Genomic DNA, 24,315 nt, shown 5'->3' on the forward strand with positions numbered 1-24,315 from the left:
TGCAAATAATGCCGCCTGTAGCGAATAAAGCTTGGTCGTGAGCCGCCGATATGAAATCTGACGGTAACCGATTTGCAATTTGTGTACATTTTTGTATCCAATTGCTCGGCGAGTTCAAAATAATAACCGGGAGAAGCCTCCATGCGCCTCTGGCAACGCAGTATTCAGTGGCAGTTGATCCTCAGCATGGGCGCTGCCCTGTTGGCCAGTATTCTAATCGTCGTCGGCATCTACTCGGCGGTGGTCAATCGCCTGACCGAGCGCTACCTGATCGAAGAAGCGCTGCCGGCGCGGGTGCTGGCGATCCGCAACGACCTGGAGCGGGTGCTGACTGCGCCCATTACCGCCAACGCCTCGATTGCCGAGAACAGCCTGGTGCAGGACTGGTTGGCAGCTGGCGAGGATGCTTCCCGGCGTGACGAGTTCGCGCGCTATCTGGAGGGCGTGCGCGCCCAGCAGAACGCCATGACCACCTCCATCGTCGCCCTGGCCAGTGGCAACTACACCACCGGCGAAGGGCTGATGCGCACCCTCGACCGCAGTCAGGCGGAGAATCAGTGGTTCTATCGCCTGGTCGACAGCGACCGGGACCGGGTGCTGGAAATCGATATCGACAAGACCACGCGGCTGCCCACGTTGTTCATCAACCAGCGCATCAAGCGCGGCGGCAAGACCCTTGGTGTCTCCGGCCTGGGCTACAACCTGGCGGACATGTCGAAGATGATCAGCGAGTTTCGTTTCGGCGAGCGCGGCCAGGTGTTTCTTATCGACAGCCAGGGCAACGTCAAGGTGCATCCGCGTTCGGAGCTGAGCGGCAATGGCAAGCTCGCCGAGCTCTTCGGCGCCGACGCCAGCCGCCAGGTGCTGGCAGGCGACAGCCGGGCGGTACGCTTCGAACGCGATGGCGAGACCTTTCTCGCCGTGGCGCAGAAGTTCGCCAGTATCGACTGGCTACTGGTCAGCGAAGTGCCCGAGGCCGAAGTCTACGCAGAGGCCCGGCAGGCGCTACTGATGACCAGCCTGGTCGGCGTGGCCGTGGCGCTGTTGTTCCTGGGGCTGGTGGTGCTGCTGGCTCGCGGCCTGGTGCGGCCGATCCGTCAGGTGACCCAGGCACTGGTGGAAATCGGTGGCGGCGGTGGCGACCTGACGCGACGCCTGGATGAATCGCGGGCCGACGAGCTGGGTGACCTGGCGCGGGGCTTCAACCGCTTTCTCGCCAGTCAGCGCGATCTGATCGGCGATGTGCTGGCCACCAGCGAGCGCCTGCGTACCGCAGTCGGCCAGGTGGCGCGGGTGGTGGAGAACACCGCAGGGCGTGCTGTGCAACAGCAGGAAATGACCGACATGGTGGCCACCGCCGTGCACGAGATGGGCCTGACCGTGCAGGAGATCGCGCGCAACGCCAGCAACGCCGCGCAGTCCTCGCACAGCGCGCGCGACGAGGCGCAGAGTGCGCGTCAGGTGGTGGGCCAGTCCATCGCCCATATCGAGCGCATGTCCGCCGATATTGGTAGCGCTGCCGGAGCGGTGACCGAGTTGGCCGAGCAGGTCGCGTCGATCGATCAGGTGCTGGCAGTGATCCGCGGTATTTCCGAGCAGACCAATCTGCTGGCGCTCAACGCGGCCATCGAAGCCGCGCGCGCCGGGGAGATGGGGCGCGGCTTCGCCGTCGTGGCAGACGAGGTGCGCACCCTGGCCAGCCGCACCCAGGCCTCCACCGACGAGATTCAGCAGATGATTCAGCGCCTCAAGCAGGGCGCGGAGACGGCGGTCAGCTCCATGCACGCGGGGCAATCGGCCACCGGTACCGGCGTCGAATCCAGTCAGCGTACCGGGCAGTCGCTGGGTGCCATCACCGAGCAGGTCGAGCGCATCAGCGACATGAACACTCAGGTGGCAGCGGCGACCGAAGAACAGAGCTCGGTGACCGAGGAGATCAACCGCAACGTGCAGGGCATCGCCGACCTGGCTCACGCCACGGCCGGCGAGGTGCGCGTCTGCCGTGAGGATTGCCAGACCCTGAGCCGCCTGGCCGATGATCTGGCCGGGCAGATGGGCAAGTTCAGGCTGTAATCCTGAGGTCCGTTCTCAGTGATCGGCCGCAACCAGGCGGTTGCGGCCCTCGCGTTTGGCACGGTAGAGCGCACCGTCGACGCGCTTGAAGAAGGCATCGGCGTCGCCATCATGACTGCTGCTGAAACAGCCGACGCCCAGGCTGGTGGTCAGCTCCAGGCGCTGGCCGGCCAGCAGCAGGCCTTCTGTTTCAAGTTCCTGGCGAAAGTGCTCGGCCAGATCCCACGCCTGGGCCAGGGTGGTGCCCGGCAGCAGTACGCCGAATTCTTCGCCACCCAGGCGCAGCAGTGCGTCGCCATCGCGGCGGAACACCTTGCGCATGCGTTCGGCGAAGGCGCTCAGGCAGGCGTCGCCACCGGCATGGCCGTGTTCGTCGTTGACCTTCTTGAAGAAGTCGATATCCATCAGCACCAGTGACAGCGGCTCGCCCTGGCGTACCGCATTGGCCACCAGGCTGGGGAACAGGTTGTTGAACTGATAGCGGTTGCCCAGTTGGGTCAGGCTGTCGGTGCGGCTGAGCAGATCGAGCTGACTCTGCTGCTCCAGCAGCTTCAGCTCCAGATCGAGAGTGGCGCGGTATTCACGGTGATTGCGCCCCAGCACCAGAATCAGATAGCCGAGGTAGAAGGTCAGGGTGATCAGCATCGCGTGCTTCTGCTGCCAATTCAGCGCCATTACCGCCAGGCCCGGCAGGTAGAGCAGGGCCAGTGCCAGCAGGGCGCGGCCACGGCGCATGGCGAAGTTGAAGGTCATTGCCGTGGCGAAGGCCACCGTGGCCAGGGTGGCGATCATTTCCGAGTCATTGTAGGCGTCGCTGTATACCGCCAGCGCATGGGCCTGGCCCCAGCACAACGAAGTCAGGAGGATCAGACCCCAGTGACGATCCAGCCAGCATTGCAACTGTTCAGGGCTGTCGAGGCCATCGGGGCGGTGCAGCAGGCGCGCAGCCAGGAGTACGACGAATACCGTACAGCCCAGCACGCCGCTGACCATCAGGCTGCCCGGTGCCGCACTGAATACCCAGGTCAGCAGCCAGGCGAGGGCGTAGAAGAAACCTCCCAGGCGCGTGCGGATGCGGGTGTCATCCACTTCACGCCACAGGGCGAAGGTATTGGGTTGGCGCGGTACTTCGGCGTCGGTCATTTCTTTCGGCCTGCCACCGCTGGCGGCCACCTCCGGGCCGTCGCAGGCGACGTCAGAACCTTCTCCAGGAGGTTTGTGATCACAGAAACTGCTTGCCAGAGCATAGCGCCTTTTCGTGAACGCGAGGATGTCGATTTGCCAGTACTTGCCGCCACCCGTCAGCCGCGCCGAATCATCCAGATACCGGCGACGATCAACAGCAGGCCTGCCACCTTGCCGAAGGTGATCGGCGATTCACGAAAGCCTGCCCAGCCGAAATGATCGAGGGTGATGGCCATGGCCAGCTGCCCGGCGATCACCAGCACCATGAACAGCAGCGCGCCCACGCGTGGCCCGGCGAAGGCGGCGGTGGCGATGAAGAATGCGCCGAGCAGGCCGCCGCTCCAGTGCCACCAGGTCAGTTGCTTGAGTGCACCAAGCCCGGGCATCTCGCGCTGGCTCAGGGTCATCAGCAGCAACGCCAGGCTGCCGACGGCAAAGGAGATCAGCGCGGCGGCGAAGACGCTGGAAAGCTGGCGGGCGAGTTGGCCGTTGATGCCGGCCTGCAGTGGCAGCACAGCGCCGGCGAGAAAGGGCAGGGCCAGTAGCCAGCCACTAATGTGGTTCATGGGTAACTCCAGCGAGGAAGGGAGGATGGGGCGAGGCGTTACGGCAGGGCTTTTTCCAGTTGCACCAGTGCCACGCGGCTGCCGTCCGGGGCACGGCGTTCGACGATGCCAACGGTCTGGTAGCCGAGACGGGTGTAGAGCAGCAGGCCGCCAGCGTTGGCGTTGAAACAGGACACCTTCATCAGCGGCGCCTCATAGCGCTCGCGGGCGATCTGTTCCATCACTTCCACCAGGTGTTGAGCCACGCCCTGGCTGCGCGCCCAGGGCGCCACCATCAGGTTGCCAAGGGCACAGAACTCGCTGTGTTGCCATTGGTAGAAGTTGGCGAAGCCAGCGACTTTCCCATCCAGTTCCACCACGGTGCTTTCGCGCCGCTCGGCGATGGCGGCGGCGAGCTGGCCGACGTTGAGCGGCCAGATGGCCTTGGGGTAGCAGAAGAACAGTTCATCGATGTTCTGCGGGAAGCCGACCACGTCGTCCAGGTCGGTGGCCGTGGCCGGGCGGTGTTGCAGGTGTGCGTTCAAGCCGGGTGGTCCTTGTTCAGCGCGGAGGATATTGCGAGAGCACCTGGGTGACGGTTTCGCGGATCGCTCGTTCGCGTTCGGCCGGTGTCGGCGGCTGGCTGCGCATCACCTGCTCACCGCTGCCGCGCCAGACCAGCTTGCCATCTTTGGCGTCGTACAGGTCGATCTGCAGGGTCGCGACCTTGTAGTCCACGCGGCGCGTTTCGGTGAAAGCCGGGCCGCCCCAGTAGCCCCCCCAATAGCCGCCCCAGCCACCGCCGTACTGGGTGGTGATCTGATCCTGGCGCTCGTCGACGATCAGCACGCTCTGGACTTTCAGGTCACCCTGGCCATCGGCTGTCTGGCGCAGGCCGCGTTGCTCGAGTTGTTCGGCGACGGCCTGGCTGATGCGCGCCTCGGTGATATCGCTCTTCAGGCGTGCATCATTGGGTTGGTAGGCGAGCTTGTCGTCCATCCAGCTCCAGCTGCGGTAGGCGCCGAAGTCGCGGCTGGGGTCGAAGTCGCGCTCCAGGCTGACGCTGGCGCAGCCACTCAACAGCAGGGCCAGGATCAGGTAGGACAGGTTACGCATGATGCTCTCCGGGGCAGTCGATCAATAGGGGGGATAGCCGTCCAGCGCGCTGCGGATGGCCGCGCGCATGGCGTCGGCCTGCGCCGCCTGGTCCTTGCCGGCCACGGCTTCGCCGCTGCCTGACCAGACCACCTGGCGGTCGCGTGGGTCGATCAGTTCGATGCGCACTACCGCCACTTTCTGTTCGTAGGTGCGCACGATAGGGACACTACCGTAGGCGCCGTAGCGGCGGTCCCAGTGGCTGCCGGTGCCGTAGTAGCCACCGACGTTGTCCTGATATTGGCGCAGGCGGGTTTCCTGGCTGATACGGGCGTTGACCAGCACGTCGCCGGGACCATTGAGTGCCGGGCGCAGACCGTACTGGTCGAGGCCGGCGCTGACGCTGTCGGCCAACTGATCGCCGCCAGGCGCACGGCCATCCAGCCAGCTCCAGCTGCGGTAGCGGCCGTAGTTACGCGGTGCCGCTGGATAGGCGCTGCGGTCGAAGGTCGTCGCCGCGCCAGGCGGTGCCGGCGGCATCGGCAGTGATTCGGCCTGGTAAGGGTTCTGGCTCTGGCAAGCGGCCAGCAGCGGCAGGATGAGTATGGCTATGGCGGTGCGCATGGTCGTCTCCGTGGTCGCGCGCGACATCCCCGATGGCTTCAGGCTACGCCGGACTGTCGGCTTCGTCCAACGCGCTCAGCGTGGTCGGCAGATCCAGTGCAGGTAGCGGCCGAGCCCCTCGAAGCTGGGGTGGCGGCGGTGCGCCAGTTCCATTTCCAGCAGGTCGATCAGTTCGGCCTTGGCCTGGAATTGCTGCGGCATGTAATCGTGGAATACGCGTACGCCGCTACGGCTTTCGACCTGCCAGTAGGCCGCGAGTTGCGTGGCCAGCTCCCGTGGGTCGACCGGTTGCTGTGGCGTCAGGCTCTGTTTCTCGCCGGCGAAGTGTTCCTTGCGCAGCTTGCGAAAATGGCCCTTGAGCAGGTTGCGGTAGATCAGCGCGTCCTTGTTGTAGAAGGCCAGCGACAGCCAGCCATCTTTGGCCGTCAGTTGGTGCAGCACTGGCAGGATGGCTGCCGGCTCGGCCAGCCACTCCAGCACGGCGTGGCACAGCACCAGGTCGAAGGGCTCCTGCAGTTGGCCGAGCAGTTCCTGCCAGGGCGCCTGGATGAGCGTAGCGCTCTGGCCGGCTTCGGCGAAGCGCTGGCGCGCACCTTCGAGCATGGGTTCGGCCGGCTCGGCCAGGGTGACCTGGTGACCGCGCTGGGCCAGCCACAGGCTCATGTGGCCCAGGCCGGCGCCGACATCCAGCACGCGCAGCGGGCGATCCGGCAGCGCCTCGGCCAGGTCGGCCTGCAGCACGGCGAGGCGGATCGCACCCTTGGCGCCGCCGTAGATCTTCTCGGCGAAACGGGTGGCGAGCTCATCGAAGTGGCGATCACTCATTTGAGGAAGCGCCGTTCGTTGTCGGCGAGCTTGTCGAGCACCGCCTGGTTCATGTCGAGGCCCAGCTCGCTGCACAGTTGCAGCAGGTAGAGCACCACATCGGCCACTTCCTGCCCGGCATGGGCGAGCTGCTCTGGGGGCAGTTGGCGCGACTGCTCCTCGTTCAGCCACTGGAAGATTTCCACCAGCTCGGCCATTTCCACGCTGGCGGCCATGACCAGGTTCTTCGGGCTTTGGTAACGGCGCCAGTCGTTGTGATCGCGAATGGCGTGCATGCGGGCGGTAAGTTCAGCGAGGTTCATGATACGGCTCCGTTCGAGCCGCATAGCTTCGGCCCGAACGGAGGCGACCGCAAGTCGTTGGCGGGAAGGCGTCGGCAGAGCAGCGACTTTTGTGGGAGCGAGCTGGGCTCGCGAAGCTTTTCTGCTGGCCAGATTCGCGAGCAGAGCTCGCTCCTACGCACACGCATAGCCGTAGCCCGGATGCAATCCGGGGCGGATGTTCTCGATATCAGCTCCCGGATAACATCGGGCCACGTCAGACAGTCAACGGCTGCCAGCTACCGGCCATATGCGGGGTGTCGCTTTCGCCGACGAGGCGGAACTGGCCGTTGGCGCCCGGCTCGCTGGCTTGCAGGGCCACGTGGGTGGGCAGCAGCACCGGCTTCTGGAACCGCACCTCGACCACGTAGCCGGCCTGCGGCAGGTGTGCCTGCAGGGCCGCCAGGCTGCGCGCCTTGTTCCACAGACCATGGGCGATCGCACGCGGGAAGCCGAACAGACGTGCCGTTGCGGCGTACAGGTGGATCGGGTTGTAGTCTCCAGCCACGCGCGCGTAGCGCCGTCCGGTATCGGCGGGCGCGCCCCAGTCGGCCAGTGGCGTCAGCTCCAGCGGCGGCTGTTCGGCGCGCAGTGGCACCTGCCCTTCGAGACGCAGGGCGCGGCAGAGAATGCGGCTGTCACCTTCCCAGAGCAGGCCGAGCTGATCTTCCAAACGGGTGATCAGGCTGAAAGTGGCGCCCTTGTCGTGCGGTTGCAGGTCAGTGACCTGCACGCTGATCTGGAACGGCCCCAGCCCGCCCAGCGGACGCAATACGCGGACACGATTCTCCAGATGCACCAGGCCCAGCAGTGGGAACGGAAAGCGGCGGTCGGTGAGCAACTTCATCTGCAGACCGAAGGCCAGCACATGCGGATAGACCGGTGGCAGGTAGGGGCTGTCTGCGATAGCGCAGACCTGGCGATAGCGCGCCAGGTGCTGCGGCTCCACCTCCACACGGCAGCGCAGACCGATATTGGGCAGCTGGCGGCCAGTCACCTTGCGGCGCAGGGCTGCGCGCAGGAACAGGCCGGGCAGGGCCGGTGGTGTATCGAGATCGAGCCAGTCGATGGCCATTGGCGAACTCCTTGGCGAATGAATGACAGCAGCTTAACCCTCAGACCCACGCTGGCATTGGCTGTTCTGCCCTGCGTGTGCGCAGGCTAGCCAATCGGTCTGCGACGTGGTTTGCGCGCGGCGGCTCGCTGCTCCTAAGATGGCGCCGTTCACGAATAATGCTCACTAATAAGAAGAACAGCAGGAATCATGCGTGACCTGACCGACGATGTGGCGCTGATGCGCCCGGTAATCGATGCCCTGCGTGCCAGCGGAACTGATCCTGACCGCGTGCTGGTGCGCGTTGGCCTGCCTCCTGGCGGGCTGCCGGCTGGCCGCTTTCCCCATGCGGCCCAGGCCGCGTTCTGGAAGGCCGCCAGCGAAGAGTGCGGCGAGGAGCACGTCGGCCTGTACCTGGCCCAGCACCTGCCCGCTTTCCATGGCCTGCTTCTGGAGTACCTGTTTCTCTCCAGCGAAACCTTTGGCGTTGGCCTGCGCCACGCGCTGCGCTACGTGCGCCTGCTCTCCGACACCCTCAGTGCGCGTCTGGACGTGGACGGCGATATGGCCGTGCTGACGTTGGGCGTGGAGGCCGACACGCCGCGCCATTTTCCGGAGATGTTGGCAGGGGCAGTGATCCGCCTGTTCGCGGCCTTGACCGAAAACGATTTTCGCCCCCGTGAAGTGCGTTTCATACATGCCGAGGGCGCATCCGCGGAACGCTATCAGGCGGTTTACGGCTGCCCGGTGCGCCTCGGCGCCGAGGACTGCGCGCTACTGTTCGACGCTGCGGTTCTGGACAAGGCTTCGCGCCACGCCGCACCTGAATTGCTGCGCATGCACGAGTCGTTGGCGCGGCGGCAATTGGCGGAAGTGGAGAGGCTGGACCTGGTGCGCCAGGTGCGCGAGCTGATCGCCGAGTTATTGGTCAATGGCGGCGCCACCCTGGAACAGGTAGCAGCGCGCTTGAACATGCCGGCACGGCGCCTGCGTGAGCGCCTGGCCATGGCTGGGGTGCGCTTCAACGACCTGATCACCGACTACCGCTGTCGCCTGGCCAAAGAGCTGCTGCTCAAGACCGATGAGCGCATCGAAGTGATAGTCGAGCGCACCGGTTTCTCCGAGCCGAGCACCTTCTACCGCGCGTTCAAGCGCTGGGTCGGGGAAACGCCGGTGGAGTTTCGCAAGCGCGGCAAGGGGTGATGCCAACCTGTGGGAGGGGCTTTAGCCGCGACCGTCGCCGCTGAAGCGCCTCCCACACATAGTCACTCGTGACCCTAGGGTGGGCCGGGCGGCGATCCGCTTCAGCCTACCAGCGCAGATGTCTCAGGCGCCCAGCAGGCTCTGCCCGCACACGCGCAGCACCTGCGCGGTCACCGCGCCCGAGCCCGGTTGGGCGAACCAGGCCACGGCTTCGGCGACGTCCTGCGGCAGGCCACCCTGACTCATCGAATTCATCCGTCGCCCGGCTTCGCGGATGCCAAGCGGAATGGCGGCGGTCATCTGGGTTTCGATGAAGCCGGGGGCTACCGCGTTGATGCTGATGCCTTTCTTCGCCAGGGCCGGTGCCCAGGCCTGAGCCAGGCCGATAACGCCAGCCTTGCTCACCGCGTAGTTGGTCTGGCCCATGTTGCCGGCGATGCCGCTGATCGAGGCGATCAGCACCACGCGGCCGTTGTCGTGCAGTTTGTCGGCGTCCAGCAGCGCCTGGGTCAGAACCTGCGGCGCCTTGAGGTTGACGTCGATCACCGAGTTCCAGAACGCGTCGCTCATCTTCGCCAGGGTCTTGTCGCGGGTGATGCCGGCGTTGTGCACGACGATGTCGAGGCCGTCGGGCAAGGCTTCGACCAGGAGCTGCGGCGCATCGTCGGCGCAGATATCCAGGGTCACGGCGCGTCCACCCAGGCGCGCCGCCAGCGCCTGCAGCGCATCGGCTGCCTGTGGCACATCGAGCAGCACCACCTCGGCGCCGTCACGGGCGAGCACTTCGGCGATGGCGGCACCGATGCCGCGCGAGGCGCCGGTGACCAGGGCCTTCTTGCCGGCCAATGGGCGCGTCCAGTCCTTGACCTGTTCGCCGCAGGCGCCCAGGCGCAGCACCTGGCCAGAAACATAGGCACTCTTGGGCGAGAGGAAGAAGCGCAGCGCGCCTTCCAGTTGCTGCTCGCCACCCTTGCCGACATACAGCAACTGTACGCTGCCACCGCGACGGATTTCCTTGCCCAGCGAGCGGGTGAAACCTTCCAGTGAACGCTGCACGCTGGCGGCGACAGGATCTTTGATCGACTCGGGCGCGCGCCCCAGCACCACCACGCGAGGGCTATTGGCCAACCCCTTGAAGGTGGGCTGGAAGAAATCGCGCAGCTCGATCAGCTGTTCGAAACGGGTCAGGTGGCTGGCGTCGAAGACCAGCGCCTTGAGTTTGGGGCCGTGCTCGGCGGTCCAGCGTGGCAGGTCGAGCTGGCCGTCGCGAGCTGAGAACAATTGATCGGTGAGCTTGTTGGCGAAGGGCATCACGGCCTGGAGCAGTTCGCCTTCACCACCGAGCAGCAGGGCGCCGTCCACCGGTCGCACGCGGCCGGCCATCCAGCGTTCCAGGCGCACAGGCGCCGGCAGGCCGAGGGCGCCAACCAGGCGGCGGCCGGTGGAGGAGTTGGCGAAAGCGAGGTAACGATCGGACATGAAGGGCTCCTGCGGGCGAATCGAAAGTCGTGTCACTGTACGCGGCAGTTGGCAAAGCGCAATTGACTCTGTCGCCTCACATGCCGGCAAGGCGGCCAATGTTCGTACCTGTTTGAGGTTTAGCCTGTGCAGACACAAGGCTACAGTGTCAGAACCTGTTCACGATCTGCTGCGCGTCGGCCCTACTGCGTTAAAAACAGCCTCGGACTGCTCATCTACAGCTCGTAAACTGCGCGTCCTCGCCTGTTTTTGCCTTGTATGGCTCTAGCTCGCGAGATCGTGAACAGATTCTACGTCTCATGTTTCTGGGAACCGGCTGACGGGCAATAGTTCGCCACAGGTTTCTTCGATTTCTCGACCAGCAAGGAGTCCTCATGACCCAGTTGCGCCGGGTCGCCATCGTAGGCGGCAACCGTATCCCGTTCGCCCGTTCCAACACCGTCTACGCCAGGGCGAGCAATCAGGAGATGCTGACCAGCGCCCTCGAAGGGCTGGTGGAGCGTTTCAATCTGCATGGCGAGCGCCTCGGCGAGGTGGTGGCCGGTGCGGTGCTCAAGCACTCGCGAGACTTCAACCTGACCCGCGAGTGCGTGCTGGGCTCGCGCTTGGCGCCGGAGACGCCGGCCTACGACCTGCAGCAGGCCTGCGGCACTGGCCTGGAGGCAGCGATATTGGTGGCCAACAAGATCGCCCTCGGGCAGATCGACTGCGGCATCGCCGGCGGTGTCGACACCACCTCCGACGCGCCCATCGGCGTCAATGAGGGGTTGCGCCAGATTCTGCTGGAGGCCAATCGCAGCAAGAGCACCGGCGACAAGATCAAGAGCCTGCTGAAGATTCGCCCGCGCCACCTGGCGCCGCACATTCCGCGCAACGGCGAGCCGCGCACCGGCTTGTCGATGGGCGAGCATTGCGAGCTGATGGCGCAGCGCTGGGCCATCCCGCGTGACGAGCAGGATCAGTTGGCACTGGCCAGTCACCAGAAGCTGGCGGCGTCCTACGCCGAAGGTTGGCACGATGACCTGATGACGCCGTTTCTCGGCCTGACCCGCGACCAGAATCTGCGCCCGGACATCAGCGCGGAGAAGCTTGCGACCCTCAAGCCCTGTTTCGAGCGCGGACCACGTGGCACGCTGACCCCGGCCAACTCCACGCCGCTGACCGATGGCGCCTCGCTGGTGCTGCTGGCCAGTGAGGAATGGGCCAAGGCCCGCGGCCTGCCGGTGCTGGCCTATCTGCGCGATGGCGAGGCGGCGGCGGTGGATTTCGTCCAGGGCAAGGAGGGCCTGCTGATGGCGCCGGTGTACGCGGTACCGCGTCTGCTGGCGCGCAATGGCCTGACCCTGCAGGACTTCGATTACTACGAGATCCACGAGGCCTTCGCCGCGCAGGTGCTGTGCACGCTCAAGGCCTGGGAAGACGCCGACTACTGCAAGGAGCGCCTGGGCCTGGACGCGCCGCTGGGTGCCATCGACCGCAGCAAGATGAACGTCAAGGGCAGCTCGCTGGCTGCCGGGCACCCGTTCGCCGCCACCGGCGGGCGCATCGTCGCCAACCTGGCCAAGCTGCTGTCGGTGGCCGGTGAGGGGCGCGGCCTGATCTCCATCTGCGCGGCAGGCGGTCAGGGTGTGACCGCAATCCTCGAGCGGTAATCCAATACGGGTGGTTGCAAGTCATCGCGATCACTCGATGTAAGAACCTGCTCACGACCTGCTGTGCGTCGGCCCTACTGCGTTAAAAACAGGCTCGGAATGCTCATTTACAGCTCGTAAACTGCGCTTCCTCGCCTGTTTTTGCCTTGTATGGCTCTAGCTCGCAAGGCCCTGATCAGGCTCTGAGCAACTCCGTGATTCGAGCGGCCCGCGTAGCGCGTGGCCGCTCTTTTTTTGCGCGTAGGTTCGCGGCGGGGCGCCGCTCCTACAGGTAGGTGCCACAGCTTTTCGTAGGAGCCCCGCCCCGGGGCGAAGCTTTTTTGGTAAGCGCTGCGGTGGCCTGTCGCGCGGCAAATCACCACAGCGCCAGTTATGCCTTTAGCGGCTAGTCTTTTAGTGCGCATTGATCCAGATCAATGCGCCTTTTCGCGCTTTACCCAGCAGCTTCTCGGCTGCACACCACTTCCATAAGAACAATTTCAGCTCGTTTGACTCCAACACCAGGAGTCTATGGATCGGCTTTGCGTGCTGGGGCCGAAATAACCCTGAATGAGGATGTGACATGTTCGGCCTAGAGGCGCTTGATCTCGCCCGAATCCAGTTTGCCTTCACCATTTCCTTCCACATCGTCTTTCCGGCCATCACCATCGGTCTGGCCAGCTACTTGGCGGTGCTCGAAGGTCTGTGGTTGAAGACCAGCAATACGCTGTACCGCGATCTTTACCACTTCTGGTCGAAGATCTTCGCGGTCAACTTCGGCATGGGCGTGGTCTCCGGTCTGGTCATGGCCTATCAGTTCGGCACCAACTGGAGTGCGTTCTCCGACTTTGCCGGGGCGGTCACCGGGCCACTGCTGACTTACGAGGTGCTCACCGCGTTCTTCCTCGAAGCGGGCTTCCTCGGCGTCATGCTGTTCGGCTGGAATCGCGTCGGGCCGGGTCTGCACTTCTTCTCCACGGTGATGGTGGCCATCGGCACGCTGATCTCGACCTTCTGGATTCTCGCCTCCAACAGCTGGATGCACACGCCACAGGGCTACGAGATCATCGATGGTCGGGTGATCCCGGTGGACTGGTTCGCCGTGGTCTTCAACCCCTCGTTCCCCTATCGCCTGGCGCACATGGCCACCGCGGCGTTCCTCGCCACTGCCTTCTTCGTTGGCGCCTCGGCGGCCTGGCACCTGCTGCGCGGGCGTGACAACCCGGCGATCCGCAAGATGCTCTCGATGGCACTATGGATGGCCCTGCTGGTGGCGCCGGTGCAGGCCTTCATCGGTGACCTGCACGGCCTCAACACGCTCAAGTATCAGCCAGCGAAGATCGCCGCCATCGAGGGTCACTGGGAAAACGTCGGTGACGAGCCGACCCCGCTGATCCTCTTCGGCTGGCCGGACATGGAGCGCGAGGAAACCCGCTTCAAGGTGGAGATCCCCGCGCTCGGCAGCCTGATCCTGACCCACAGCCTGGACAAGCAGGTGCCGGCGCTCAAGGACTTCCCGCCGGAAGACCGGGCCAATTCCACCATCGTCTTCTGGACCTTCCGCGTCATGGTCGCCATGGGCCTGATGATGATCCTCACCGGCCTGTGGGGCACCTGGCTACGTCGCGGCGAGCGGTTGTATACCTGCCGGCCGTTCCTGCACCTGGCGGTGTGGATGGGCCCCAGCGGCATCATCGCCATCCTCGCGGGCTGGTACACCACCGAGATCGGCCGCCAGCCCTGGATCGTTCATGGCCTGATGCGTACCGCCGATGCTTCGTCAGGGCATAGTGCGGCGCAGCTGGGCTTCACTCTGGCGCTGTTCGTGGTGGTCTATTTCGTGCTGTTCGGTGCGGGTATCGGCTACATGCTGCGCCTGGTGCGCAAGGGGCCGAAGATCGACGAGGGTAAGGAAACCTCAGAGGGTGGTCCTGGCCAACCGCGTACGCCAGCGCGTCCGCTGTCGGCTGCCGAAGAAGGCCTGGAAGATGGCGAAACCGACACCTTGCCGGAGAGGAGCTGAACATGGGCATCGACCTTCCGCTGATCTGGGCGGTGATCATCGCCTTCGGTGTGATGATGTATGTGGTGATGGATGGCTTCGATCTGGGCATCGGCATCCTCTTTCCCTTCGTCCGTGACGACGGCGAGCGCGACGTGATGATGAACACCGTCGCGCCGGTCTGGGACGGCAACGAGACCTGGCTGGTACTTGGCGGGGCGGGGCTGTTCGGCGCCTTCCCGCTGGCCTATGCGGTGGTACTCGACGCGCTTTATTTGCCGCTGATCCTGATGTTGCTGGGGCTGATCTTCCGTGGTGTGGCCTTCGAGTTTCGCTTCAAGGCCAAGGCCGCCAAGCGCCATCTGTGGGACAAGGCCTTCATCGGCGGCTCGCTGACTGCCACCTTCTTCCAGGGCGTGGCACTGGGTGCCTATATCGATGGTTTCGAGGTGGTCAATCGCAGCTTCGCCGGCGGTGCGTTCGACTGGCTGACGCCATTCTCGGTATTCTGCGGCCTGGCGCTGATCGCTGCCTATGCGTTGCTCGGCTGCACCTGGCTGATCATGAAAACCGAGGGGCGCCTGCAACAGCAGATGCATGACATGGCGCGGCCACTTGTGTTCGTGGTGTTGGCGGTGACCGGTATCGTCAGTCTGTGGACGCCGTTCGAGCATCCGGCGATTGCCGAGCGCTGGTTCAGCCTGCCCAACCTGTTCTGGTTCATGCCGGTGCCAGTGCTGGTGCTGCTGTGCACCTGGGCGCTGCTGCGGGCCGTGGCCAGCAACGCCAACTACTCGCCATTCTTGCTCACCCTGGCGCTGATCTTCCTCGGCTACAGCGGCCTGGGCATCAGCCTGTGGCCGAACGTGATTCCGCCGTCGATCAGTATCTGGGAGGCCTCCGCACCGCCGCAGAGCCAGGGCTTCATGCTGGTGGGCGCGTTGTTCATCATCCCCTTCATCCTCATGTACACCGCCTGGAGCTATTACGTGTTTCGCGGCAAGGTGACGGTGGATGATGGCTACCACTGAGAACCTGTCCAAAGCCTGCTGCGCGTCGGCCCTGCGGCGTTAAAAGCAGGCTCGGCCTGCTCATGTACCACTTGTACAGTCGAACGCGACTCCGACCGGTCCTAGCCTGCTTTGACCAGCCGGAGGCTGTTACTCACGTTGCGCCTTGCATGGCTCTAGCTCGCGAGGCTTTGAATCAGGTTCTTAGGAGACGGCCATGACCGAAACCGAAGAGAAGAAACCGCTGTGGCAGCGTCTGGGTTGGCTGGTGCTGATCTGGGCCTGCAGCGTCACCGCGCTGGGCATCGTGGCCTGGCTGTTGCGCCAGTTCATGAGCGCGGCGGGGTTGGGGACGCCGGGCTGAGCCCGGCGATCCAGCCAACGTCCATTCGGCCAATAGGGTCGAGTGGATATATTTGAAAATCATTTGCGCTTGTAATATTTTCTCGGGTTTTCCCGGCACCGAGAGCCCTTCGTGTCCCTGCCTGTCGATCCACTGCCTCCTGAAGAACTGTTCCGGCGCCATTCCCCGGAGCTGCTGCGCTTCTTCACCCGGCAGACACGCTGCAGTGAACTCGCCGCCGATCTGCGCCAGGAAACCTGGCTGCGCTTGCAGGGGCGTCGTACCGAGGAGATCGGTAACGTGCGCGCCTTTCTCTACCGCATCGCTCGCAACCTGCTCATCGACCACCATCGCCAACAGCAGACTCGTCCGCAGTCGGCACCGCTCGACGAAGCGCTGGAAAGCGAACTCCCCGACCCCGAACGCGCCATCGAGGACAGTCGCCGTCTGGCTCGTCTGCAGCTCCTGATGCATGAATTGCCCGAACACCTGCGCCAGGCGCTGTTGTGGAATCGCCTGGACGGCCTGACCCAGCGTGAGATCGGCGAGCGCCTGGGCGTCTCGGAAAGCATGGCCGGACGCTATATCCTCAAGGCCCTCGAATATTGCCAGGAACGCATGGATGACCACTGAGGCTGATCTGGGTAGCCAGGCCCGGGAGTGGCTGGTGCTGCTGAATTCCGGGCGGGCCAGTGCCGCTGATCACGCGGCGATGGAGCGCTGGCGCCGGACCAGTGCTGAGCATGCCAAGGCGCTGGCGGAAGCGGAAAACCTGTGGGCGCTGCTCGGCCAAGTCGAGCGGCCCGCTGCCATCGTGCAGGCCATGCACAGACGCAAGCGGCGCTGGCCGCTGCCACTGGCTAGTGCGGCCAGCCTGCTGCTGGCGCTGTGGTTGACCCCGCCGGGCTGGCATGCCGATGTACGTACTCAGGCCGGAGAAATCCGCGAGATAACGCTCGAGGATGGCTCGCGGCTGCAGCTCAATGGCGCCACCGCTCTTGACTGGAACGCCGATGCAGACGGTCAGCGCCGAGTGCGTCTGTATCGCGGCCAGGTCGATTTCCAGGTAGCGGCCGATGCTGTCCACCCCTTCGTGATCGAGGCCGGTGAGGCGCGCATTCGCGTCACCGGGACTCGGTTCGACGTCAACCTGCTGGGGGATCAGGTGTTGCTGGCGGTCAGCGAAGGGCATGTGCAGGTCAGTGACAGCGAGGGTACCGAGCGAGCCGTGCAGGCTGGCGAGCAGATCGCCTGGCGTGGTGGTCGTCTGCAATCACTGCAGCCATTGGATGCCGCGCGGGCCTTGGCCTGGCAGCGAGGGCGGCTGGTATTCCGCAATCTCCCGTTGCCTGAAGTGTTCGAGGAGCTGCAGCGCCAGCAGGCGCAGCAGGTGCTGTTTCTTGATGCGCGGGCACGTGCCTTGAAGGTGACGGGGGTATTCGCGATGGATGATCCGCAGGCGGTATTGCGCGCCATAGAGACCGCGCTGCCGGTCAAGCTGACCCGCTTGCCGGGCGTGCTGCTGGTGTCGTCCGACGGCTGATCGTCCTATCTGACAGTTGCCGGACTGCATCCACGTAGGCTGGACAACGCTCTTTTTGTCCACCGTCTTTGGCCGACTCCGTTACCAGTCCGATAGTGGACAAGCCTTGGTCGTACAAACGCTGTAGCCCGGATGCAATCCGGGAGAGGCGGACAAAGCCCCGGATTGCATCCGGGCTACGACTGGGTGATGCCGCGAACCTTTTTTTGAAATATTTGCTGCTCCGGTTCAGGAATGCGAATTACCTTCGTCTTCTGTTTCTGCAAATGCGACTTTTTCGCATGAATAGCCAGCAGAGCACAGGACATCCGCATGCGTTCGATTCCCTTCCTTCCGACATTGATCGCGCTTTCCCTCGGCCTCGCTGCCGCGCAGGTGCAGGCCGTCGAGCTCGACATCCCGGCCCAGCCTCTGGATTCGGCGCTCACCGATTTTGCCGAGCAGGCTGGCATCCGCCTGCTCTACGACGCCAGCCTGACTCGCGGGGTCAGTGGTCGCCAGGCACTCAAGGGGGATTATTCGGTCGGCGAAGGGCTGCAGCAGTTGCTGCAGGGCAGCGGCCTGACTTTCAGTATCGGCGCCGACGGCACCGTCACGCTGATCCCGCGTCCTGATAACAGCGATGTGCTGGAGCTGGGCGCTACCACCGTCAGCGGTCAGCTCGATGGTCGCCGCGACCTGCCGGCCAGCTATGCCGGTGGCCAGGTGGCGCATGGCGCGAACATCGGCCTGCTGGGCAACCAGGACATGCAGGACGTGCCCTTCGCTTTTTCCAGCTACACTTCCGAGCTGATCGAAACGCGCCAGGCGCAGACCCTGGCCGACGTGCTGGCCAGCGATCCGGGTGTGCGCCAGTCCTACGGCTTCGGTAACTTTTCGCAGGTCTTCGTCGTTCGCGGCTTCCAGTTGTACAGCGATGACATCGCCTTCAACGGTCTGTACGGGATATTGCCGCGGCAGATCATTTCCACCGAGTCGGTGGAGCGCGTCGAGGTGTTCAAGGGCGCCAACGCCTTCATCAACGGTGTGGCGCCTGGCGGCAGTGGCGTCGGCGGGGCGATCAACGTGGTCTCCAAGCGCGCCGAAGACACCCCGACTCGCAGCTTCACCCTGGACTACGCCAATGACAGCCGCGTGGGCGGGCATCTCGATCTGGGGCGCCGGTTCGGTGAGGACAACCGCTTCGGTGTACGGGTCAACCTGGCGCAGCGTGAAGGCGAGACGGCCGTCGACGACGAGCATTCGCGTTTCAGCCTGGCCACCGTTGCTCTGGATTATCGCGGCGAGCGCCTGCGCCTGGCTGCAGATCTTGGCTACCAGAAGCAGCGCGTCAACGAGGGGCGTTCAGTTGTCTACCTGACCACTACTGGTGTGACCTCAACCCTGAATGGCAAGGTGCCTCGGGCACCTGACTCCACGCATAACTACGCGCAGCCCTGGAGCTGGTCGCAGCTGGAAGACAGCTATGGCATGTTCAGCGCCGAGTACGATCTGTCGCCGTCCTGGACCGCCTACCTGATTGGCGGCGGCAAGTACACGCGGGAGAACGGCGTGTACGCCTCCAACTACGTCTATGGTGCCGATGGCGCGGCCCGCATCGGCCGCCTGTATTCGCCGCTCGATCAGGAAACCCTGAGCCTGGCCACCGGCCTGCGTGGCGAACTGCAGACCGGCCCGGTCAGCCACAAGGTCAATCTGGCGGCCAACGGTATCTGGCAGGAAAAGCGCAACGCCTTCGAGTCCACCACCGCCGGCAACCGTGGGCATGGCAACCTGTACGAGGGACTGCCCGTGCCCGTGCCGACCGCCAGCCAGCCTTCCGGCGATCTGCATGACCCGGATACCACCGCCAAGGTGCAGAACAGGAGCCTGGCTGTCTCCGATACCCTGGGTTTTGTCGATGATAGTGTGCTGCTGACGCTTGGTTTGCGCCGGCAGACCATTGGCGCCGACGCCTGGAGCGCGGCCAGTGGCGCCCGTACCTCCAACTATCAGGACAGCATCACCACGCCCGCCTATGGTCTGGTGATCAAACCCACCGAGTACCTCTCGCTCTATGCCAACCGCGTGGAGTCGCTGCAGCAGGGACCGACTGCCCCAAATGCCGCGAACAATCGTGGGACGATGTTCGCGCCTTACCGGTCCAAGCAGACCGAGGTGGGGGTTAAGCTCGACTGGGGTCGCTTCGGGGGCAACCTGAGCGTTTTCCGCATCGAGCAGCCGCAAGGTGTGCTCGATGGCAATGGCAACTACGGGGTGGATGCCGAGCAGCGTAACCGCGGTATCGAGTTGAGCCTGTTTGGCTAGCCACTCAGCGGGTTGCGCCTGTTGGGCGGGGCGACCTGGACCGAAGCCGAGCTGCGTGGCACGGCCGGTGGGGCCAACGATGGCAACCAGGCCGTCGGAGTACCCGAGTTCCAGTTCAACCTCGGTGCCGACTGGGATGTGCCGGGCGTGCCGGGGCTGAGCCTCAATGGCCTGCTGTTGCGCACAGGTGGCCAGTTCGTCGATACGGGCAACGACTACAGCATTCCCGCCTGGACCCGCGTCGACCTGGGGGCGCGCTACAAGACTCGCCTGGACCAGCGCGCCGTGACCTTCAACGCGGTAGTGGAGAACGTCGCCGACGAGAACTACTGGGCCTCGGCCAATGGCGGCTACCTGACCCAGGGTGCGCCGCGTACCCTCAAGGTCTCGGCCACGGTCGATTTCTGATCGGGAGCGGGACGGCGTCTAGCTTTTGCTTGCCGGTCGGCGGTTGATCCCGGCGCGTGCTTGTTCCCATACTGCCTCCTTTCGTCGCCAGCCAAGGAGGCCCGATGTTCGCCCTCAGCGATACCCTGCAGCGCCGCTTCGCCGCGCTGAAATCCAACGCTGATTTCTGGTCGCTGCGCCATGTGCAGGAAAGCCGGGAGTCCTACTGGGTGCGCCGGCGTGTGGCGCAGGCGCCGTCCTTCGTCGACGATGCCGGCGCCATGCTCACCGTGCGTATCGCCGGTGTCGAAGCCTATGCGGCCACCAGCGATCTCAGTCAGGCCGGCTTGCAGGCTGCGCTGGAACGCGCTGAGCAGATGGCCCGTACATTGGCCGGGCGTAACCTGCTGGACCTCGCCAGCCTGTCGTACCCCACCGAGCAAAACGACGATGTGATGCCGGGTTACGAGCAGCCGCTGGCGAGCGCCGCTCACTGGTTCGAGCTGCTGATGGCGGAGGCGGCGCTGATTCCCCAGGATGCGCGTCTGGTCGACAGTCATGTCGGGCTGACCTTCACCTGCCATGAGCAGATCTACCTCAACAGCGTTGGCGCCTGCCTACGCCGTGCCCAGCGCTGTGTGTTTCCGCAGGTAGGCGTCACCGCCAGCGACGAGCATGACAGCCAGAGCCGCAGTTTCGGCGGCACACATCTGGCGCGCCAGGGCGGTGCCGAAGTACTGCAGCAGTTGGGCGTGATCGGCAGCGCCGCGCGCATCGCCGACGAGGCGTTGCAGCTGCTGCTGGCACCCAATACCCCGAACGGTTCGCGTGACCTTTTGCTGATGCCGGACCAGATGATCCTGCAGATCCACGAGTCTATCGGTCATCCGCTGGAGCTGGACCGCATCCTCGGTGACGAGCGCAACTTCGCTGGCACCAGTTTCATTCGCCAGGAAGATTTCGGCCATTACCCATACGGCTCATCGCTGCTCAACGTGACCTTCGATCCGGGCATGCCAGGCGAGCTGGCCAGCTATAGCCATGACGACGACGGCAGCCCGGCGCAGCGCGAATACCTGATCCGCGATGGCATCCTCCAGCGTCCGCTCGGCGGCGCGCTGTCGCAATGGCGCAGCGGCCTGCCGGGCGTGGCCAATAGCCGCGCCTGCAGCTGGAACCGGCCGCCCATCGACCGCATGGCCAATCTCAATCTGGAGCCGGGTGACAAGACCCAGGCCGAGCTGATCGGCGGCATCGACCGCGGCATCCTGATGAGCAACAACCGCTCCTGGTCGATCGACGATGCGCGCAACAAATTCCAGTTCGGCTGTGAATGGGGCCAGTTGATCGAGAACGGCGAACTGAAGGGCGTGGTGAAGAACCCCAACTACCGCGGCATCAGCTCGCGGTTCTGGCGCAACCTGCGCGCGGTGGGCGATGTCAGCACTTTCGAGGTGATGGGTACACCCTATTGCGGCAAGGGCGAGCCCAACCAGGTGATTCGCGTGGGGCACGCTTCACCGGCCTGCGTCTTCGCCGATATCGACGTTTTTGGAGGGGCTGCCTGATGGACGCCCGTCAGCATTTCAGTGCGTTGCTGGAGCACCTGCAGGCGCAAGTCGTGGGCGAGGAGGGTTTCACCCTGGCCTACGGCGCCGAGGTGTCCAGCTTTATCCGTTTCAACCATGGCCAGGTGCGCCAGGCCGGCGATGTGCAGCAGGTCTACGTCACCCTGTCGCTGTACCAGGGCCAGCGCCATGCCGAAAGTAAACTGGCGCTCAGTGGCGTGCTCGACGAGGATTTGCCGCGCCTGCAGCAGATAGTGCAGCGCCTGCGTGGCGTGCTGCCAACCTTGAGTGACGACCCTTATCTGCGCGTGAACCGTGAGGCCTGGCGCAGCGAGCTGGCGGGCGAAGCGGCGCGGCTGGATAGCGCGGCCATGGCACAGCAGATCGTTGCGGCGGCCACGAGCCTGGATCTGGTCGGCTTTCTGGCCGTGGGGCCGCAGTATCAGGGCTTCGCCAGTTCCTGGGGCGCGTTCGGCTGGTACGCCGCGAGCAGTTTCAACTTCGAATTCAGCCTCTTTCACGGCAACGGCCAGGCCGTGAAAAGCGGCTATGCCGGCGAGCAGTGGGACGCCCAGGCGTTCGCTCGCAAGCTGGAGCGTGCACGGCAACAGCTGGAATTTCTCGGTCGACCGGCCAAGCTGCTGCAGCCAGGGGCCTATCGCGCCTATCTGGCACCAGCTGCGCTGGAGGAACTGGTCAGCCTGTGCTGCTGGGGCTTCGGCGCCCAGGCACTGGCTTCGGGTGGTAGTCCCTTGCAGCGTCTGTTCAATGGCAAGGCCGAACTCAGCCCGTTGGTGACGATGGACGAACGCATCGAGGGTGGCTTGGCGCCGGCTTTCACCTCCGAAGGGCCACGGCAGCCGTTGCGCCTGATTGGCCAGGGGCGACCTGGCGAACGTCTGGTCAGCTCACGCAGTGCCGCGGAATATGGGCTGATCGCCAATGGCTCGGGCAGTGGCGAATACCCGATGTCTTTGCAGATGCATGGCGGTGAACTGAATGAGCAGCACGTGCTGCAACAGCTCGGTACCGGGCTGTATATCGGCAACCTGTGGTACGGCAATTTCTCCGACCTGCCCGCGGCACGCCTGACCGGCATGACCCGCTTCGCCACCTTCTGGGTCGAGGATGGGCAGATCCAGGCGCCGGTCAGCACCATGCGTTTCGATGATTCGCTGTTCGACTTCCTCGGCCCGCAACTGGAGGCCTTGACCCGCGAGCCCGAGCTGCTGTTGCCCAGCGGCACTTATGGCGCCAGGCAGACGGGCTCGATGGCCTTGCCGGGCGCGTTGCTGTCGCGGTTTACCCTGACGTTATGATGCTCATTCGAGCATGTGGGCGCGCAGCACGCGCTCCTCTCGCATGATGTGGATGATGAAAACCGTTGCGTCTGTATAGCGGTAGAAAATTCGGCAGGGCGGGACGATGATTTCGCGGTACACGGAGTGTGGAAGCTCATCAGGAACGCGGCCCGACAGGGGAAAGTCTGCTAACCGTGAAACCGTTTCAACGGCCCTCCTGACCAGCGCTCGCGCGGCGTCCGGTTTGTCGAGGGCGATGTAGTGCGCTAGATCGTCGAGCTGCTCGATGGCGGTGTTCGTCCAGACTATTTCAGCCATTTGCTCAGCCGTTCCTTGGCCTGCTCATGGTTCGCGGTATTGCCCTCGATTACGGCACGTTCACCGCGAGCCAGGGCATCTAGAAGGGCAAGACGCTTCTGCATGAACTGGTAATCATCGACATCCACCAGATAAGCCGAAGGCATTCCATGCTCGGTGATCAGTACAGGTTCTTTGGACTCGTGAAGGTCGGCCAGAATCTTGGTGGCCTGTCGCTTCAGGTTGGTGACCAACTCGACTTTCATGGACGGTGCCCGCTGCGCAGATGAAAGTGCCACTTTAGTGATACTTTTCGGCCGTTACAATCAACGGGTCACTTTCTCGCCTTGAGCACCACGAACTTCGGGTTGGCCGCCACCTGCTCGACGCCACGGAACAGGCGCCCCAGTTTGGCGTGGTAGCCCAGGTGGCGGTTGCCGACGATCCACAGTTCGCCACCGGTCACCAATGCCGCACGGGCCTGCTGGAACATGCGCCAGGCGAGGAAGTCGCCGACCACCTGCTGCTGGTGGAAGGGCGGGTTGCACAGCACCATATCCAGCGAGTCAGCCGACTGCTCGGCCAGGCCGTCGCCAGCACGGATCGTTACAGGTCGATCGCCGAGGGCCGCCCGCCAGTTTTCCTGCGCCGATTGCACCGCCATATACGACTCGTCCACCAGCGTCAGCTCTGCTTGCGGGCTGCCCAGGGCGTAGGCGATACCGAGCACGCCGTTACCACAACCGAGATCGGCGACGCGCACGCGGCCGAGGTGGCGTGGCAGATGCGGAAGAAAGGCGCGGGTGCCGATATCCAGGCCGTCGCGGCAGAACACATTGGCGTGGTTGACCAGCTCCAGCGCTGGTTTGTCCAGGCGATAGCGGGTCGGGTAGGGTGAGCTTGGCGCTGCCTTGGCCTCGGGTATGGCACTGAGCAGGCGGGCTTTCTTCACTGCCAGCGAGGCCTGCACCGGGCCGATGTATTGCTCCAGCAGATCACCGGCGGCGCGCGGCAGGTGCTTGATCATCGCCCCGGCTACCACGCGGGGATTTGGCGCCAACTGGCCGTGCAGGCGAATCAGTTGCTCCTCCAGCAGCGCCAGGGTCTTCGGCACACGGATCAGTATCCAGTCGAACGGCCCTTGCGGCGTTTCGCAGCTCGGCAGAAAGGTCACCGTATCGCCATTAAGTCCGTTGCTGGCGAGGTTCTTCTGCAAGGCGAGAAAGCCCAGGTGCGAGTCACCGCTGCTGGTCACTTGGCAGTGTCCGGCCAGCGAGCAGGCGAGGGCGCCGAAGCTGTCGTTGAGCAGCAGCACCCGGCTGCTTGGTGCGATGCCATGCTCATGAAGATGATGGAGCAGGTATTCGTCGGCGGCGTCGAAGGCTTGGAGCGGCTCGTTCGCCTGGTGCGGCTGACGCTGCAGTTCGAGGCTGGCGAAGGGAGTTTCGAGAGTAGGCATGCAAACCTTCGGTGTTTGTCGCTGGCCGATTGCGCCAGACTGGACAGGTATTCAATGAAGAGGT

At 64.3% G+C, this 24,315-nt stretch carries 22 protein-coding genes and 2 pseudogenes; 12 read left to right on the forward strand and 12 right to left on the reverse strand.

Going from position 1 to position 24,315, the window contains the following annotated elements:
- Positions 1-186 precede the first annotated feature (186 nt).
- Positions 187-1,209 (forward strand): annotated as a pseudogene (locus BLT86_RS26505) (cache domain-containing protein); the annotation flags it as partial.
- Between the two features lie 135 nt (positions 1,210-1,344).
- The gene (locus tag BLT86_RS26510) at positions 1,345-2,073 is read left to right on the forward strand and encodes a methyl-accepting chemotaxis protein (RefSeq protein WP_372240198.1); all 729 of its coding nucleotides are present in this window, start codon (positions 1,345-1,347) and stop codon (positions 2,071-2,073) included.
- Between the two features lie 15 nt (positions 2,074-2,088).
- Here BLT86_RS26510 and BLT86_RS23155 read toward each other — a convergent pair whose 3' ends face one another.
- The 8 genes from BLT86_RS23155 to BLT86_RS23190 form a co-directional block, all read right to left on the reverse strand.
- The gene (locus tag BLT86_RS23155; protein ID WP_059390409.1) at positions 2,089-3,216 is read right to left on the reverse strand and encodes a GGDEF domain-containing protein; all 1,128 of its coding nucleotides are present in this window, start codon (positions 3,214-3,216) and stop codon (positions 2,089-2,091) included.
- A 158-nt stretch (positions 3,217-3,374) separates the two neighbouring features.
- Positions 3,375-3,824, reverse strand: a complete 450-nt coding sequence (locus BLT86_RS23160; RefSeq protein ID WP_017678779.1) for a DMT family transporter — start codon at positions 3,822-3,824, stop codon at positions 3,375-3,377.
- 38 nt (positions 3,825-3,862) lie between these two features.
- Positions 3,863-4,348, reverse strand: a complete 486-nt coding sequence (locus BLT86_RS23165; RefSeq protein ID WP_092379882.1) for a GNAT family N-acetyltransferase — start codon at positions 4,346-4,348, stop codon at positions 3,863-3,865.
- A gap of 16 nt (positions 4,349-4,364) precedes the next feature.
- Entirely contained in the window at positions 4,365-4,922 is a 558-nt protein-coding gene (locus tag BLT86_RS23170; RefSeq protein WP_031306392.1) for a DUF4136 domain-containing protein, read from the reverse strand.
- A gap of 18 nt (positions 4,923-4,940) precedes the next feature.
- Positions 4,941-5,522, reverse strand: a complete 582-nt coding sequence (locus tag BLT86_RS23175; RefSeq protein ID WP_092379884.1) for a DUF4136 domain-containing protein — start codon at positions 5,520-5,522, stop codon at positions 4,941-4,943.
- Between the two features lie 75 nt (positions 5,523-5,597).
- Positions 5,598-6,347: a methyltransferase domain-containing protein gene (locus tag BLT86_RS23180; protein ID WP_055984152.1), complete on the reverse strand. Its 750-nt coding sequence runs from the start codon at positions 6,345-6,347 to the stop codon at positions 5,598-5,600.
- Positions 6,344-6,649, reverse strand: a complete 306-nt coding sequence (locus tag BLT86_RS23185; RefSeq protein ID WP_092379886.1) for a nucleotide pyrophosphohydrolase — start codon at positions 6,647-6,649, stop codon at positions 6,344-6,346. The genes BLT86_RS23180 and BLT86_RS23185 overlap by 4 nt, the downstream gene beginning before the upstream one ends.
- A 235-nt stretch (positions 6,650-6,884) precedes the next feature.
- Complete coding sequence (locus tag BLT86_RS23190) at positions 6,885-7,742, reverse strand: MaoC family dehydratase (RefSeq protein ID WP_092379888.1); 858 nt, start codon at positions 7,740-7,742, stop codon at positions 6,885-6,887.
- Positions 7,743-7,931: 189 nt separating this feature from the next.
- On the opposite strand from BLT86_RS23190, the gene BLT86_RS23195 reads away from it, so the two are divergent.
- On the forward strand, positions 7,932-8,924 hold the full coding sequence (locus BLT86_RS23195) for an AraC family transcriptional regulator (RefSeq protein WP_092379890.1): 993 nt from the start codon (positions 7,932-7,934) through the stop codon (positions 8,922-8,924).
- Positions 8,925-9,047: 123 nt separating this feature from the next.
- Here the strand turns inward: BLT86_RS23195 and BLT86_RS23200 are convergent, their stop codons facing one another.
- Positions 9,048-10,403: a 3-oxoacyl-ACP reductase gene (locus BLT86_RS23200; protein WP_092379892.1), complete on the reverse strand. Its 1,356-nt coding sequence runs from the start codon at positions 10,401-10,403 to the stop codon at positions 9,048-9,050.
- Positions 10,404-10,777: 374 nt separating this feature from the next.
- Between BLT86_RS23200 and BLT86_RS23205 the strand changes: the two genes are divergently transcribed.
- The 9 genes and pseudogenes from BLT86_RS23205 to BLT86_RS23245 all read left to right on the forward strand — a co-directional run bounded on the left by BLT86_RS23205 (position 10,778) and on the right by BLT86_RS23245 (position 22,513).
- Positions 10,778-12,055 (forward strand): acetyl-CoA C-acetyltransferase, encoded by a 1,278-nt coding sequence (locus tag BLT86_RS23205; protein ID WP_021487963.1) that lies wholly within the window; start codon positions 10,778-10,780, stop codon positions 12,053-12,055.
- Positions 12,056-12,617: 562 nt separating this feature from the next.
- Positions 12,618-14,057, forward strand: a complete 1,440-nt coding sequence (locus BLT86_RS23210) for a cytochrome ubiquinol oxidase subunit I (RefSeq protein WP_092379894.1) — start codon at positions 12,618-12,620, stop codon at positions 14,055-14,057.
- 2 nt (positions 14,058-14,059) lie between these two features.
- A complete protein-coding gene (gene cydB, locus BLT86_RS23215) occupies positions 14,060-15,067 on the forward strand; it encodes a cytochrome d ubiquinol oxidase subunit II (RefSeq protein WP_064493988.1) in 1,008 nt (335 codons plus the stop codon).
- Between the two features lie 196 nt (positions 15,068-15,263).
- Complete coding sequence (locus BLT86_RS23220) at positions 15,264-15,410, forward strand: DUF2474 domain-containing protein (protein WP_004425073.1); 147 nt, start codon at positions 15,264-15,266, stop codon at positions 15,408-15,410.
- A gap of 111 nt (positions 15,411-15,521) precedes the next feature.
- The gene (locus tag BLT86_RS23225; protein ID WP_017678791.1) at positions 15,522-16,022 is read left to right on the forward strand and encodes an RNA polymerase sigma factor; all 501 of its coding nucleotides are present in this window, start codon (positions 15,522-15,524) and stop codon (positions 16,020-16,022) included.
- On the forward strand, positions 16,012-16,932 hold the full coding sequence (locus tag BLT86_RS23230) for a FecR family protein (RefSeq protein WP_092379896.1): 921 nt from the start codon (positions 16,012-16,014) through the stop codon (positions 16,930-16,932). The genes BLT86_RS23225 and BLT86_RS23230 overlap by 11 nt, the downstream gene beginning before the upstream one ends.
- Positions 16,933-17,244: 312 nt before the next feature.
- Positions 17,245-19,647 (forward strand): annotated as a pseudogene (locus BLT86_RS23235) (TonB-dependent siderophore receptor).
- A gap of 104 nt (positions 19,648-19,751) precedes the next feature.
- Entirely contained in the window at positions 19,752-21,194 is a 1,443-nt protein-coding gene (locus BLT86_RS23240; protein WP_092379898.1) for a TldD/PmbA family protein, read from the forward strand.
- On the forward strand, positions 21,194-22,513 hold the full coding sequence (locus BLT86_RS23245; protein ID WP_092379901.1) for a TldD/PmbA family protein: 1,320 nt from the start codon (positions 21,194-21,196) through the stop codon (positions 22,511-22,513). The genes BLT86_RS23240 and BLT86_RS23245 overlap by 1 nt, the downstream gene beginning before the upstream one ends.
- Before the next feature lie 3 nt (positions 22,514-22,516).
- On the opposite strand, the gene BLT86_RS23250 is transcribed toward BLT86_RS23245, so the two are convergent.
- The 3 genes from BLT86_RS23250 to BLT86_RS23260 form a co-directional block, all read right to left on the reverse strand.
- Positions 22,517-22,813: a type II toxin-antitoxin system RelE/ParE family toxin gene (locus BLT86_RS23250; RefSeq protein ID WP_092379903.1), complete on the reverse strand. Its 297-nt coding sequence runs from the start codon at positions 22,811-22,813 to the stop codon at positions 22,517-22,519.
- Complete coding sequence (locus BLT86_RS23255) at positions 22,801-23,058, reverse strand: type II toxin-antitoxin system Phd/YefM family antitoxin (RefSeq protein ID WP_004425059.1); 258 nt, start codon at positions 23,056-23,058, stop codon at positions 22,801-22,803. The genes BLT86_RS23250 and BLT86_RS23255 overlap by 13 nt, the downstream gene beginning before the upstream one ends.
- 68 nt (positions 23,059-23,126) lie before the next feature.
- Positions 23,127-24,251 carry a methyltransferase gene (locus BLT86_RS23260; RefSeq protein WP_092379905.1) on the reverse strand — a complete coding sequence of 375 codons (1,125 nt, stop codon included), beginning with the start codon at positions 24,249-24,251 and terminating at the stop codon, positions 23,127-23,129.
- Between the last annotated feature and the right edge of the window lie 64 nt (positions 24,252-24,315).

Origin of the sequence: Pseudomonas sihuiensis, assembly GCF_900106015.1 — a bacterium.
Taxonomy (GTDB): Bacteria; Pseudomonadota; Gammaproteobacteria; order Pseudomonadales; family Pseudomonadaceae; genus Aquipseudomonas; species Aquipseudomonas sihuiensis.

Coding starts and splice junctions, on each gene's coding strand:
- BLT86_RS26510 (WP_372240198.1), top strand. CDS start 1,345: ATGGTGGCCACCGCCGTGCACGAGATGGGCCTGACCGTGCAGGAGATC.
- BLT86_RS23155 (WP_059390409.1), bottom strand. CDS start 3,216: ATGACCGACGCCGAAGTACCGCGCCAACCCAATACCTTCGCCCTGTGG.
- BLT86_RS23160 (WP_017678779.1), bottom strand. CDS start 3,824: ATGAACCACATTAGTGGCTGGCTACTGGCCCTGCCCTTTCTCGCCGGC.
- BLT86_RS23175 (WP_092379884.1), bottom strand. CDS start 5,522: ATGCGCACCGCCATAGCCATACTCATCCTGCCGCTGCTGGCCGCTTGC.
- BLT86_RS23180 (WP_055984152.1), bottom strand. CDS start 6,347: ATGAGTGATCGCCACTTCGATGAGCTCGCCACCCGTTTCGCCGAGAAG.
- BLT86_RS23185 (WP_092379886.1), bottom strand. CDS start 6,649: ATGAACCTCGCTGAACTTACCGCCCGCATGCACGCCATTCGCGATCAC.
- BLT86_RS23190 (WP_092379888.1), bottom strand. CDS start 7,742: ATGGCCATCGACTGGCTCGATCTCGATACACCACCGGCCCTGCCCGGC.
- BLT86_RS23195 (WP_092379890.1), top strand. CDS start 7,932: ATGCGTGACCTGACCGACGATGTGGCGCTGATGCGCCCGGTAATCGAT.
- BLT86_RS23200 (WP_092379892.1), bottom strand. CDS start 10,403: ATGTCCGATCGTTACCTCGCTTTCGCCAACTCCTCCACCGGCCGCCGC.
- BLT86_RS23205 (WP_021487963.1), top strand. CDS start 10,778: ATGACCCAGTTGCGCCGGGTCGCCATCGTAGGCGGCAACCGTATCCCG.
- BLT86_RS23210 (WP_092379894.1), top strand. CDS start 12,618: ATGTTCGGCCTAGAGGCGCTTGATCTCGCCCGAATCCAGTTTGCCTTC.
- cydB (WP_064493988.1), top strand. CDS start 14,060: ATGGGCATCGACCTTCCGCTGATCTGGGCGGTGATCATCGCCTTCGGT.
- BLT86_RS23220 (WP_004425073.1), top strand. CDS start 15,264: ATGACCGAAACCGAAGAGAAGAAACCGCTGTGGCAGCGTCTGGGTTGG.
- BLT86_RS23230 (WP_092379896.1), top strand. CDS start 16,012: ATGACCACTGAGGCTGATCTGGGTAGCCAGGCCCGGGAGTGGCTGGTG.
- BLT86_RS23240 (WP_092379898.1), top strand. CDS start 19,752: ATGTTCGCCCTCAGCGATACCCTGCAGCGCCGCTTCGCCGCGCTGAAA.
- BLT86_RS23245 (WP_092379901.1), top strand. CDS start 21,194: ATGGACGCCCGTCAGCATTTCAGTGCGTTGCTGGAGCACCTGCAGGCG.
- BLT86_RS23250 (WP_092379903.1), bottom strand. CDS start 22,813: ATGGCTGAAATAGTCTGGACGAACACCGCCATCGAGCAGCTCGACGAT.
- BLT86_RS23255 (WP_004425059.1), bottom strand. CDS start 23,058: ATGAAAGTCGAGTTGGTCACCAACCTGAAGCGACAGGCCACCAAGATT.
- BLT86_RS23260 (WP_092379905.1), bottom strand. CDS start 24,251: ATGCCTACTCTCGAAACTCCCTTCGCCAGCCTCGAACTGCAGCGTCAG.